Origin of the sequence: Vibrio sp. 947 (assembly GCF_033339115.1) — a bacterium.
GTDB lineage: Bacteria > Pseudomonadota > Gammaproteobacteria > Enterobacterales > Vibrionaceae > Vibrio > Vibrio alginolyticus.
In genome coordinates, this window is the sequence record NZ_JAWOTX010000025.1 from 25,396 (window position 1) to 36,743 (window position 11,348).

Consider the following 11,348-nt stretch of genomic DNA (forward strand, 5'->3'; position numbering starts at 1 on the left):
TGGCGGGTGATCCAGGAGTCGAACCTGGCACCTGTTGGTTAACAGCCAACCGCTCTAACCAGATGAGCTAATCACCCATAATTTATAAGACAACTAAAATCTAATTGTCTTATAAATTATTTTTATTCCTAAAAATAATTTAAGGTCGCCTTGGTTACAAATCAATCTATTCCCATAAAATATGTCTGAAATAGTCGATTTAGCGACCTAACCCGAATCAAAATTACAAATATATATTCTCAATTCGAATTATTACATTCCAAGTTGTTAAAGAACAAAAAAGCCCAGTGAAACCTTAGGAAGTCTCACTGGGCTAATCATAGCTTACGTGTAGTTTGAGACTTCCGCCTCAAACCTTTTTAAGTATGAGGCAAATCAAGTTGTAATTTCGATCTTATTATCCACATTCATTTTTTCCGCACAGCAAATATCAGCCGCAATTGCGTTAAACATCGCATTGCACTTCTCAATTTTTACTGTCGTAAATGTCGTGGTAAACATAATAAAATCCTGATAAATGGTTTTTTAGATACAAAAAAGTCAGCTTAGCTATTGCCTCGCTGACTCTATACAAGAAAATCTTGAAATCTTTGAGGCAACCCTCAAAGATACAATTATCCTGAAGGTTTAAATATTGTTTTTACAGTCAAATTTCTTAGCTGTGTTCTTCTCACAGGCAAACATATTGTCTGTGTTTGTTTCAATCGTATTTTTCGCGATGATAATAAACATAACATTACCTGTGAGTTAAAAAATGGTTTAAGTGTTAGGCTCTTGCCTTCCGATGAGTTAATAATAAACCTAAAAGTTTTTTCAGGTCAACACTTAATTTCATATTTTTTATGTTTTTTTTTGATAAAAAACAAAGAGAGTAAAAAAACCCTCTTTATTCAATAACTTATAAAACTTTGTTTTTTGCGTTTTTTTCGCCAAACTTATAGCTTTTTAACTTAAAGTTGTTTTGTAGCCGCTCTTCCAACACACCCTTATCATTAAAAACTAGCTCTCTTCCCTCATAATACCAGGTAGATGTTCCACCTATTGGTTGAGAAAGATCGTATTTCACAGATGGGTCAAACAACTTGTAAGGATTAAATCTTGTAGATTTAGAGTGTTCAGTGCGGTCAAATTGATAATTGTATTCTACTCTTTCTGGAGCACCTAGAGAAAGAAACACTTCAACCTTGTTCATACCATAATTAATTTCGCTAGACTTAATGCTGGAGTGATGAGCCTTACGAACTAAAGGCGACTTCAACGGATCTTTGTATACAATTCTGTTGATATCAAAAGGTACATTTACCCTTTCACCATCATTAAGTCTAACCACAAAACTAAATTGTGATTCATCTAATCCATACCCCGTATTTAACGAGTAATCAATTTTCTCAACTTTCAACGGTTGGTTATGTGGTATTCGAATCGTATCAGAGCTGTTTGTTCCATATACCGAGGTATTTGTTTTGTCAGCCCCTCGCCCTAAGACATAAATCGCCTTACCCACATGTTCTTCAGCAGTTCTCAAATCTGAATTATGGATTAGCTGTAGTTGCGATTGCATTTGTCTAAATGGAAAAACGCCATCCCTATCATCATTATTCTTATCAAATACTGATGCAAAATTTCCGAATTCAGGAATAACGACTTCAATCGATTTACAATTATCCAGAACGCCAGAATAAACACGATAGTGTCGAAGCTTACCAGGCTCATTAGGGTCTTCATCTGTTTTTGAAATGAAGCGGGTTGTGTCGATTTTTAAATCACGACCATAAACGTCTGATTCAGTGAGAGGTGTCTCTTGATATCTTTCATACAGGTATGAGTAAGAATCTTGGGGAAGATTATTCATTCTATTATTGAACTTGAGTTCGGCAGAGACGTTCCCTGCTTCGAACTCAAGTCCACGAATAACTTTGTAATTGCATTCGCTTGCGAATGCTGAAGATGAGATAACGCCAATAGCTAAAGCTATAGTCGTTTTGAAAAATTTATTCATTGAATTACCCGTTTATTATTAATTTGAGTAATATAATGGCATAAATAAATTTCCAATTCTAGGAGTTAATAACCAACTCTATTCTTTTTTGCATATCTAAAGATACTTCAATGCCGTTACATTGTAACACGCCCATCATATCTTTAATTAGCAGTACTTCATCACTTTCCACCTTATCTGAAGTTGCCATAACTTCACTATCAATCTCTGCATCAGGAGAAAGTTCTGTAACAGTACAAGAGAAAGCTGTAGCAAGCTTAATTAGTAATTCATTATTTACAGGAGCTTTACCATTAATGATCTGCGAGAAACCCGCTTGTGTTTTGAGTCCAAGCTTTGACTGACAGAATTCTTGTTGAGTCATACCTGTCATGTCTTGGTATTCGTGCCATCGCATTTTAATGTTTTTAGCTACATTTTTCATTTTTTCTGAGCTTAATCCACATTCGCTTGAGCGCTTTTCCTTTAAGAAGCTTTTGAATTCAGCATGATTAAAATCATACTTAATCATTTGAGGCTCAACATCCAGTCCAGAAGCGATCTTATCAATTACGCTGTCACCAAGTGGGAGTGTACCTTTCAAATAAGCTGAGAAATTTGAAGTTGTAGTCCAACCAATGCTTTTACAAAAAGTGCTACGTGTAACGTTTTCTCTTTCGGAATACTGCTCCCAAAGAAGATTTAAGTTTTCTCTGGCTTTATCCTGAATTTTTGATTCAATAAGTGACGCTGAATCACACTTGCTCAGGTACAATGCATTTAAAATAGAGTCTACTGTGCGATTTGTAGACATATTGTTCTCGTTTATTAGAAAATCTTTTACTTCACCACTTTGTATTGCTAAAGCTTTCATTAAATTCACCAATTTCTTTAATTAATTAATTAATAAATATTTATTCGTTATTCATTTTAAATTTATGGGGGTTAGTAAGGTAGTTCGTCTTTGTATTCGAACATATTTTCCCCATCTCTCAACTGGTTATGTTGTTGAGACTCTTGATAGTCTGACTGTGGAGACTGGTATCTTTGCTGTTGCGCTGTTGAATTGCCTAGTGCTTTTGATTCATTAATATATTTAGCGCCTAGTACAACTTTCATATCAGCTTGATTGCAAGAGAAACCAAGGCCAACAAATCTATTTGTGTTTATTAAGTAATGCTTTCCAGATAACATAACAATAGCGCCTATCCCAATAAGCCCTTCATTTATTACATTTTCCAAGCTGTTTTTATTAGGGGAATAAATATTGCACTGATACCACTGGTCTACAGATCTGCCATTAATGAAGTCATTAACGCAAAGCGGAACCTTTATAAAGTATCCATTTTTTCCTTGTTTTATTTCAGGGTGCTTTCCAACTCTACCTAATATTACCGTATTCTGAGACATTAATTACCTACTGCATTAACTAATTGTAATTTAATTGGTTCATGTTTTTCTTCATTCTTTTGGATTTCACTAATCATACTAAGAAGTTCTACAGACTCACCTCTTAAAGATTTCGGTACACCTTTAGAATGAATAAGTAAGTTTTTAATCAAATCAGAAGATTCAACTAACAGGTCATTAAAAAGTTGAGCTTTTTCACTATCACTTAATAATGATAAAAAATTGCCTAGTTCATTGGTGCTGGCATTACCTGAGTCTACTAAAGACGTGCAGCTAACTAGCCTTAACTTATTGTCCATATTATATATTTTCTTTGATTTTCTGATGCTTTAGAGCATTATAACGAGATAAATATTTTCTGCAACCCCCTGATATAAAATTTCTTATATGCATTCTTGTGCTCAGTATACATAAAATGATAAAATATAATCAATTAAACAATAATAAAGGCAAAAAATCATGGCAAGCTCAAGAAACACAATCATAGCTAAGCTAAGCACTACGCAATCAAATGTGAGAAGTGTTCGTATCAATGTACATCCAAAGTACAATGAGACTGACTCTGGATATCCGATTACAATTTACGAAACACTAAACAGTAGAAATCTACCTCCACAGAAAGCATTTTTAAATCTAAAAGCTGGTGGAAATGATCAATGGCTATCAATTAGCACATCAGCTCGTGCAACAAAGGAGAATGGTGATTATAAGCTAGCTCCAAAGAGGAATGAACAAGGATGCCTTGTAAATAGAAAGGGCGATGTTGTTCAAACTGAAGAAGAAGCAGCAAGATCTTTTATCTATGAAAAAGAGGATGGGCGTAGCTTCAATATAGAGCTAGGCACACTATCTATTAAAAACACCAACGCTGAAGGTCAACCAACCAAATGCACCCTGATAAACGCTAAGCTTTACAGCGATAAAGAAGCTATTGCGATCAGGCAAATGATGAAGGAAGCTAAGAATACTCCAGAAGAGTATAGGAAAGCTCAATATGATAAGATTTCTGATTACAAACGTAATCATGGTGATTGGAAAACTTTATTCATTTCAGAAGGTCATGATTTCCTAAGAGGTTTAGGATTTGAAGTAAGAGAAAATGCTCCTAAAAACCAGCCTGGTAATGACTATAAAGACGACATTCCGTTCTGATTTATTATCATTAATAAAAAAGACTGCATAGCAGTCTTTTTTTACATCGCAAGCGATGAAATCCGATTGGCTTCTTTCTTCTTCGTCTTTAACTCATAGACATTCCGCTTGTCTATTGTTACTACATTACCGATATTAGCGTCTATTTTATTAAGATCTTCTGTTGTACAAAACATCCAGTCCATATGATCTTCTTCAATTTGGATAAGTCCTTTTGAAGAATACCATTGCAAAAGCTTTTCTCTGCTTTTTTCAGGATTCATTCCTAATGTGCGATATTGGTACGAAGAACTTAGGTGAGAGCATAGCTGTAATGGACAAGCTTGAAGCACCATTAAACCAAAGTGTTTTCCGTAGTGCTCAGGGAAGAATTTCAGCAAGTATTCACCAAAACCTTTACCCAAGAACCTTGGCTTTACTTTTAATTCCTTAATAAATATTACATTACTTTTTATTTCTTTATTTGAATTTTCTAAATGAGATTTTACAGAATCATGAAATTCCAGATCCAGCTTGTTTGTTCTATAATCGTAAGTATTATGCTTAGAAAGCCATGAGAAAGCTGTGGAAAACTCGCTATCTGCTGATGCTGACCTAGACATAACTGATAGAGGATTCCCTTCTACTAGCAATTTCTCTAATTCAAAGCACAAAAATTCCACTTCGCAAACCACTTCACCAGTTCCATTTTGCATAAGCTGCGCAACATTATTGGTGAGATACCCGTAACTATTTCGAACCTCTGACAAAACAGTAAGCTCTATTTTATTCAAAATGCTTTTCATGAATTTATTTATTTATTAATGATTTAAGATTTTTACTTTTTCAAATACTCAGAAAAAGTTAGTTTTTCATTTTTTCCTGACGTTGACCAATTTAGAACCCACTTTTCGGCATCAATAATCGGAAAGAAGGTATCAGCATCCTCAACAACCTCATCAACAACAGTAACCAACAACCGATCTGCTATTGAAATCGATTCTTTATATATCATACCTCCGCCAATAACAAGTAATTCCTTGAAATTATTATCACTATAAACCTTTGTTATTGCTTCTGGAATGGAGGTTATGCCGCAAACCGTTACAAACCCTTTATCCGAAAAAAAACTCTCATCTGTTTCACTACAAAGAACAAAATTATGTCTATTTTTAAGAGGTGCTGAGTTGGGCAAAGAACGAGCAGTCCTCGCCCCCATGATGACGGGCTTGCGCATAGTGTTGGTCTTGAAAAACTCCATATCTTCACTGAATGAGAACAGCAAATCATTCCCTTTGCCAATGGCTAAATTTTTAGATACGCAAGCTATAAGTGTTATCATTCAATAACCACTCCCTGATAGTTACTAATCGCATAAAGTTGTGTGCCAAGATTATTTTGCTTAATCTCTTTTTTTAGTGATTCTGTTATTTCAGCACTATATGCAAATTTACCGTTGTAGTAAACGTAAGCCCTACCTTGAAACTCATAAGTTAAAATTAACCCCTTTACAGTGCCTAACTCCCCGACCCCATCATGATAATTTAGCATACCTGATGAATCACTATACATCTTTTCATATACTGAAATGTTTTCGTAGTCACCATTTGTTCTAACTTCAAAGTCTGAAATAGATAACGCTGCACTTGATAAAAACACTCGGTTTGACAGTCCCGTTAGCTCTTTATATTTTGGGTCAGCAAATGAGCTTGTTGAAGCTGTCATAAGCACAATGCCAGTTATCATCATGTGTTTAAGTTTCATTATTATTATTCTCCAATAGTTGTTTTCTTAGTTGTTCTACTTGGTTTATTCTTTCTCTTAACGTTTTATCAATGTCTAATGTCTCAGATAATAATGGAGCAACGATATCCACATCTGGATTAGTCATATTCTTTTCAAATTCTTTATGAATTTCATCTAATCGATTCGATAGCTTTGAGTAATTTGTTTGTTCTAAACCTGACATTTACTTATTCCTTACATTAGTAAAACAGAATATTACATCCCGTTCAATATTTAATCTTGCTTGCTTAATTCGATTCTAGGGAATTCTCGAACTTTTTCAATTGGATTAATGCCCACTCGCACGATACCATCAGACAAACTGATTTTAGCTTCCCCTTCTTTTAGGTCATTCACGCTAGTAACAAGCGTGTCATCCTGATTCAGTAATGAGTATCCCTTATTTAAGATAGCTATAGGATTATTCATCATGATCATCATTAGCTTTTCTTTTCGAATGTTATCCGCTGAAACAAGAGTATCTTTCGAGATCGATGATATTGATGTTATTTTTTGATCTAGGGTGTTTCTTGCCCTCTCAATCACGACTGCACTATTATCAATAATTCTTGAAACCTTACCGTCCAACGCGCTCTTTGCAAGTAAAACGCTTTTTTCAGACAAACTTATGATTCGTTCAAAATTTCGAGCATCCTTCTCTGATGATGAAATGATTATATCTCTAATCATATTTACTACCATTGAAGGTGTGGCGCATCTGGTATGTGAAATTTCATCTATAATTGTATTGTCTCTTTCATGCCCAATACCGCAGAATATCGGTGCGTTAAGGCATAACAACGATTTAGCTATTTCATACTCATTTAAAGCATACAATCCTGCTTTATCACCACCACCACGAATCACGCATACCGCATCGAATGGATTTCTTTCATGATCAGCATTTATCTTACTCACTGCTGAAGTGATCGTGTTTATGGAATTATTCCCCTGGAAAGTTGCAGAATAATAACTAAATTTACATAGACCCAAACTATCCAAAAGTGATGATTGCGTCTTAAAGTCACCCAAGCCAGCAGCCATATCTGGAGATAGAACAGCAACTCTGAAAAAGTTATCTGGTGCCTTCATTCTCTTGTTGTTAAGAAATATTCCCTCAGATCTTAATCTATCTCTAATTGCATTTAGCTTTGCTTCCATCTCACCGATAGTAAATGATGGGTTGATATCAATGATGTTCAGACTTAAGCCGTACTTCTCACTGAACTCAGGTTTTACACAGATAAGAACCTTCATGTTATGAGCCAGTTTCATGCCTGTTGAACGCTCAAATTTGCTAATGATGTCTTTTCTCTTGCTCCAAATCATACCTCTAGCTTTCGCCAATTCAGACCCATTCGAATCATAATCGGAAAGCTCTAGGTACACATGTGAACTACCAGTAATATTTGAAATTTCAGCAGTAAGCCATGAGCCTTCAGTGAAGGTTTCTTCCATGAGGTTTTTGATTACACCCAAATATACTGACAAGCTTGAAGGCTTATTGCTCTGCTTGTTCAGCATATGCTGAAACTTGGGTGTCCACCATTTCTTGAAAACTGTAACATCGATGCCTTTTGGTACGTACCAACAAACAAACGCACCATTACTTGAGTAAGGTAAAGCACCTAGTCTTTTTGCTTCTTCACGCTCCCCATATGGGACTTCGAGCCGTAATTTTCTATCTAGAATCATTGAAATCTCCATTTTTGGTAAATTATACATGAAATCTATCCCTTAAACCACTGATGATCATAATCAATTGATAAATTATCAATTTTTATCTTTCATACTATATACTTTTGATGTAGCATTGGTCAGTCTTTTAATAAACCAATAAATATCAAGAGTAAATAGAAAATGAGCGATAAGTTAAATCAAAAAATCCAAACACTAAACCTAAAGAAAGATCCAGTAATAATCGACCTGGTTAAGAAAACCGCAATCTCGTTAGAGAAGAAGGGTATTAATCTGGACAAGGACGCTGCCCGAGTTGCTTTGTGCATGGACTTCTCAGGCAGTATGTATTGGCTAATTAAGAACGGTACTGTCAGTGAGTTAACACAACGATCATTGGCTCAAGGCATCGTTATGGATGATGATGGTGATATTGAGGTCTTTGGCTTTGGTTCTGATGCAAAGTACATTGAATCCATCAACGCCGACAACTATATAGAGTACTGTGAAGGTGTTCAGCGAGACAAGCCAGATTTCGGTTCAACCTATTACCATAAAGCAATTAATCTAATTGTAAGTCACTATGACCGCATTGGTTATGATAAACCTGTCTATGTCATCTTCGTAACTGATGGAGATACCTTCAGCAAAGCTGAAACTGAGGAAGTACTAAAAGCAGCTTCAGGCAAACCAATCTTCTGGCAGTTCATTGGTATTGGACAAGATGACTACGATCCTAATCAGGTAGATGCCAAAGTTGTGAAAAAACCTGGAGTAATCGGTCGTTTCCTTGGCGCTAAAGAAAAAGAAGTGCCTAACACTAAGTTTGAGTTCTTAGTTAAACTTGATGAAATGGAAGGTCGCGTGGTAGATAATGCTGGATTCTTTGCTGTAAAAGATCCAAAGAGTATGAGTGCTGAACGTATGTATGACTTGATGCACAATGAATACCCAGAGTGGCTTAAAGAAGTACGAGCTAAAGGCATTCTTCGCTAATTTGTAGATTTAAACGAACAAAAAGACATGGGGAAGCCCATGTCTTTTTTTATTTCAGTTAATAATTACATTTCAATATTGTAAAGCAAAGCCATCTCACCCAGACCCACAACCAACATTTTGTTTTCAAAAATCCTGATAGGGAAAACCTGACCCTCCTTTGTCTGAATGGTATAACTGGCGCTATTAGGTAATTCAATTTGCTCTTGGGTGATTTCAGTTATGTTAAAAACCTTGCTTTCTAGTTGAATCTTCTCATTTGATAATTGAATTGCAGGAGGTAAGCCAAGCTGTGTTTTACCTATTACCATACTATGCGGCTTGAATGAGACTCCAGATTCAGAACTGTTAAATGGATTCACAACTACTTGTTGAGCAACTACTTGTTGAGATTTTGCGCTAATTGCTATATCTTCATCACTTCTAAATCCATTAAAAAATGCAATTGCTACAAATATATAAAGCACAATAAATGGCAAACTTGTTATTTGTTCAATAAATACTAACTTTGGGCTTAGTTTCCGTTCCTCTGGTGAGGCGCAATCTTCAAAATGACAAAATTTTATTTTATTTTTCATAGGTACACTCATGTTTAGAATTTGTATGTTATTTTTATTAATTTCTTCTGTTAGCTTCCCTGCCTATCCGCACACTCAAACCAAAGACAAAATTCTAGTAATTAAGTCAGAAAGAGTATTACTACTACTGAAAAACAATAAAATTGCTAAAGAGTACAAGATCGCTCTTGGAAAGAATCCTGTCGGAGACAAAGTAAAACAAGGAGATAATAAAACACCAGAGGGTAAATATCAAATTGTCAGTAAGAACAGTCAGAGTAAATTTTATCTTAATTTGGCAATAAACTACCCATCTAAGTTGGATATTAAAGAAGCAAAAAGGCTAGGCGTTAATCCAGGTGGTAATATTGTTATTCATGGCTTACCCAACAAAGCTCCTAGCTTTATTCACGATGAATTAATGAGCGAAGACTGGACAAATGGTTGCATAGCTTTACATAACAGCGATATTAAGGATTTGTTTGATTCAGTTCCTATCGGAACAAGTATCGATATTATTCCTTGACTCTTAGTCTTTGTTTTTTAAAGGTCTTTTAAATTGAGTGAACATGCATTAGACATAATCTATTAATGTGGTAAAATTTGCGCCGTTTTGACATACGACTACGGGTTCCATATGCGCACTTTTGAAGAGATCGGAAATATAGCGATAAATGCATTGCTATCTTATCATTGCTCCCCTGAAAGAATGAAAGTTTCAAAAGAAGCTACAGTTAGACTATATCTTAAGAAAGTGCTATCTCGAAAAAAGTACAGCAAAAATTCATGTTATTACCTAAAGTCACTCTTACAAAAAGCTACATCATCCTACTCAATGTATAATGTTTTAAGTGGAATTGCTGAAAACTACACTAAAGTCATATCTCATGATAAGAAATTTGATGACATTTGCTTTTACGATAGATTTCAATCTTTATTTAAGAAGATGCGTGATCTTGGTTATGAGCTGCATATAGACATTGAAGGTGATTCACTGTTTCTAAACGAAAACAGTAAAGCTATGGTGATTTTCAAAAATGACTATATCAATTTAGAACCGTCTGGTGATCTTACTGGAGTTCTTTATGTCACTGTCGTTAATAAATGTATGTATGATTTTATTGAGTCAGCATTTAACTCAGGTCTATACCCAAAACTCTTCAAAGAGAGTAGTAACGTTAGTAAATTTGAGATTCATCCTAACAACAACCCACCAGCACCAATTTCATTTATTTCTACAAAGGAAGATTATCTTCATAAACGCCGAGTTATGGCTAATGAGAAATCATTATTTGCTGGCAAGGTAAACCCGTTCCAGTTAAAAGTGAAGAAATCCTAAATTTTCTGTTGACTTTCCTAGACCAAGAATTATAAGCTTTAATTGTAAACATACATTTTTAAGGATTTTATTGTGAAAGCTAAAACATTTATTACCTCTAAAGTAGGTATCCAGCAACCGTGGCAACAAGCTTATGTGTAAGTTTTAGCTTTCGCATGGCTAAAACTTAGGTTTTAGCCACAGGAAAGACACCTAACCCCTGATGGCTCTCCATCAGGGGTTTTTTATGCTTAAAAAATTCAGATGGAATGAAGTCAACTTATCTCTGCATATCTGTGCTGGAGAGGTGGTCTTATGGCTTTAGTGTAAGCGGTTGATTTTATTGAATTTTTTTTAGTTTTCTTGTTGACAGATAAAATGTTCAGGTTTAATATGTAGTCATACAGTAAAGAAACACACGGTGAATAGCGCAGCCTGGTAGCGCATCTGCTTTGGGAGCAGAGGGTCGAGAGTTCGAATCTCTCTTCACCGACCA

The 11,348-nt window shown here is 35.2% G+C and carries 15 protein-coding genes and 2 tRNA genes; 5 read left to right on the top strand and 12 right to left on the bottom strand.

The features are described 5' to 3' along the window. The 6 genes from R7Q39_RS23525 to R7Q39_RS23550 form a co-directional block, all read right to left on the bottom strand. Positions 1–77 (bottom strand) — tRNA-Asn (locus tag R7Q39_RS23525). A gap of 298 nt (positions 78–375) precedes the next feature. Continuing rightward, positions 376–501 (bottom strand): hypothetical protein, encoded by a 126-nt coding sequence (locus tag R7Q39_RS23530; protein ID WP_020331432.1) that lies wholly within the window; start codon positions 499–501, stop codon positions 376–378. A 397-nt stretch (positions 502–898) separates the two neighbouring features. Beyond that, complete coding sequence (locus R7Q39_RS23535; protein ID WP_318076932.1) at positions 899–1,999, bottom strand: hypothetical protein; 1,101 nt, start codon at positions 1,997–1,999, stop codon at positions 899–901. A gap of 58 nt (positions 2,000–2,057) precedes the next feature. Then, on the bottom strand, positions 2,058–2,852 hold the full coding sequence (locus R7Q39_RS23540; RefSeq protein ID WP_318076933.1) for a helix-turn-helix transcriptional regulator: 795 nt from the start codon (positions 2,850–2,852) through the stop codon (positions 2,058–2,060). Positions 2,853–2,923: 71 nt separating this feature from the next. Beyond that, positions 2,924–3,388: a hypothetical protein gene (locus tag R7Q39_RS23545; RefSeq protein WP_085762444.1), complete on the bottom strand. Its 465-nt coding sequence runs from the start codon at positions 3,386–3,388 to the stop codon at positions 2,924–2,926. Further along, positions 3,388–3,687: a hypothetical protein gene (locus R7Q39_RS23550; RefSeq protein WP_258637425.1), complete on the bottom strand. Its 300-nt coding sequence runs from the start codon at positions 3,685–3,687 to the stop codon at positions 3,388–3,390. Before R7Q39_RS23550 ends, R7Q39_RS23545 begins: the two co-directional genes overlap by 1 nt. Positions 3,688–3,847: 160 nt before the next feature. Here R7Q39_RS23550 and R7Q39_RS23555 point away from each other — a divergent pair, with 160 nt between their 5' ends. Next, the gene (locus R7Q39_RS23555; RefSeq protein WP_318076934.1) at positions 3,848–4,540 is read left to right on the top strand and encodes a hypothetical protein; all 693 of its coding nucleotides are present in this window, start codon (positions 3,848–3,850) and stop codon (positions 4,538–4,540) included. Positions 4,541–4,581: 41 nt separating this feature from the next. On the opposite strand, the gene R7Q39_RS23560 is transcribed toward R7Q39_RS23555, so the two are convergent. Genes R7Q39_RS23560 through xseA form a run of 5 tightly spaced genes read right to left on the bottom strand, consistent with a single transcriptional unit; the run spans position 4,582 to position 8,029 of the window. Then, on the bottom strand, positions 4,582–5,325 hold the full coding sequence (locus tag R7Q39_RS23560) for a hypothetical protein (RefSeq protein WP_318076935.1): 744 nt from the start codon (positions 5,323–5,325) through the stop codon (positions 4,582–4,584). 32 nt (positions 5,326–5,357) lie between these two features. Continuing rightward, positions 5,358–5,861, bottom strand: a complete 504-nt coding sequence (locus R7Q39_RS23565; RefSeq protein ID WP_085762446.1) for a dihydrofolate reductase — start codon at positions 5,859–5,861, stop codon at positions 5,358–5,360. Further along, a complete protein-coding gene (locus R7Q39_RS23570; RefSeq protein ID WP_258637423.1) occupies positions 5,858–6,283 on the bottom strand; it encodes a hypothetical protein in 426 nt (141 codons plus the stop codon). Before R7Q39_RS23570 ends, R7Q39_RS23565 begins: the two co-directional genes overlap by 4 nt. Continuing rightward, positions 6,273–6,488, bottom strand: coding sequence for a hypothetical protein (locus tag R7Q39_RS23575; protein WP_038129191.1), 216 nt, complete (start codon positions 6,486–6,488; stop codon positions 6,273–6,275). The genes R7Q39_RS23570 and R7Q39_RS23575 overlap by 11 nt, the downstream gene beginning before the upstream one ends. Positions 6,489–6,538: 50 nt before the next feature. Continuing rightward, complete coding sequence (xseA, locus tag R7Q39_RS23580) at positions 6,539–8,029, bottom strand: exodeoxyribonuclease VII large subunit (RefSeq protein ID WP_258637422.1); 1,491 nt, start codon at positions 8,027–8,029, stop codon at positions 6,539–6,541. Positions 8,030–8,164: 135 nt separating this feature from the next. Between xseA and R7Q39_RS23585 the strand changes: the two genes are divergently transcribed. Beyond that, the gene (locus R7Q39_RS23585; RefSeq protein ID WP_258637421.1) at positions 8,165–8,977 is read left to right on the top strand and encodes a VWA domain-containing protein; all 813 of its coding nucleotides are present in this window, start codon (positions 8,165–8,167) and stop codon (positions 8,975–8,977) included. Between the two features lie 65 nt (positions 8,978–9,042). On the opposite strand, the gene R7Q39_RS23590 is transcribed toward R7Q39_RS23585, so the two are convergent. Continuing rightward, the gene (locus tag R7Q39_RS23590; RefSeq protein WP_053318837.1) at positions 9,043–9,555 is read right to left on the bottom strand and encodes a hypothetical protein; all 513 of its coding nucleotides are present in this window, start codon (positions 9,553–9,555) and stop codon (positions 9,043–9,045) included. A 25-nt stretch (positions 9,556–9,580) separates the two neighbouring features. On the opposite strand from R7Q39_RS23590, the gene R7Q39_RS23595 reads away from it, so the two are divergent. The 3 genes from R7Q39_RS23595 (at position 9,581) to R7Q39_RS23605 (ending at position 11,348) form a co-directional block, all read left to right on the top strand. Then, a complete protein-coding gene (locus R7Q39_RS23595; RefSeq protein ID WP_258637420.1) occupies positions 9,581–10,060 on the top strand; it encodes a murein L,D-transpeptidase family protein in 480 nt (159 codons plus the stop codon). 111 nt (positions 10,061–10,171) lie between these two features. Next, positions 10,172–10,873, top strand: a complete 702-nt coding sequence (locus R7Q39_RS23600) for a hypothetical protein (RefSeq protein ID WP_318076937.1) — start codon at positions 10,172–10,174, stop codon at positions 10,871–10,873. A 398-nt stretch (positions 10,874–11,271) separates the two neighbouring features. Then, a tRNA-Pro gene (locus R7Q39_RS23605) sits at positions 11,272–11,348 on the top strand.

Coding starts and splice junctions, on each gene's coding strand:
- R7Q39_RS23555 (WP_318076934.1), top strand. CDS start 3,848: ATGGCAAGCTCAAGAAACACAATCATAGCTAAGCTAAGCACTACGCAA.
- R7Q39_RS23565 (WP_085762446.1), bottom strand. CDS start 5,861: ATGATAACACTTATAGCTTGCGTATCTAAAAATTTAGCCATTGGCAAA.
- R7Q39_RS23590 (WP_053318837.1), bottom strand. CDS start 9,555: ATGAAAAATAAAATAAAATTTTGTCATTTTGAAGATTGCGCCTCACCA.
- R7Q39_RS23575 (WP_038129191.1), bottom strand. CDS start 6,488: ATGTCAGGTTTAGAACAAACAAATTACTCAAAGCTATCGAATCGATTA.
- R7Q39_RS23550 (WP_258637425.1), bottom strand. CDS start 3,687: ATGGACAATAAGTTAAGGCTAGTTAGCTGCACGTCTTTAGTAGACTCA.
- R7Q39_RS23570 (WP_258637423.1), bottom strand. CDS start 6,283: ATGAAACTTAAACACATGATGATAACTGGCATTGTGCTTATGACAGCT.
- R7Q39_RS23560 (WP_318076935.1), bottom strand. CDS start 5,325: ATGAAAAGCATTTTGAATAAAATAGAGCTTACTGTTTTGTCAGAGGTT.
- R7Q39_RS23600 (WP_318076937.1), top strand. CDS start 10,172: ATGCGCACTTTTGAAGAGATCGGAAATATAGCGATAAATGCATTGCTA.
- R7Q39_RS23540 (WP_318076933.1), bottom strand. CDS start 2,852: ATGAAAGCTTTAGCAATACAAAGTGGTGAAGTAAAAGATTTTCTAATA.
- R7Q39_RS23535 (WP_318076932.1), bottom strand. CDS start 1,999: ATGAATAAATTTTTCAAAACGACTATAGCTTTAGCTATTGGCGTTATC.
- R7Q39_RS23545 (WP_085762444.1), bottom strand. CDS start 3,388: ATGTCTCAGAATACGGTAATATTAGGTAGAGTTGGAAAGCACCCTGAA.
- R7Q39_RS23595 (WP_258637420.1), top strand. CDS start 9,581: ATGTTATTTTTATTAATTTCTTCTGTTAGCTTCCCTGCCTATCCGCAC.
- R7Q39_RS23585 (WP_258637421.1), top strand. CDS start 8,165: ATGAGCGATAAGTTAAATCAAAAAATCCAAACACTAAACCTAAAGAAA.
- R7Q39_RS23530 (WP_020331432.1), bottom strand. CDS start 501: ATGTTTACCACGACATTTACGACAGTAAAAATTGAGAAGTGCAATGCG.
- xseA (WP_258637422.1), bottom strand. CDS start 8,029: ATGTATAATTTACCAAAAATGGAGATTTCAATGATTCTAGATAGAAAA.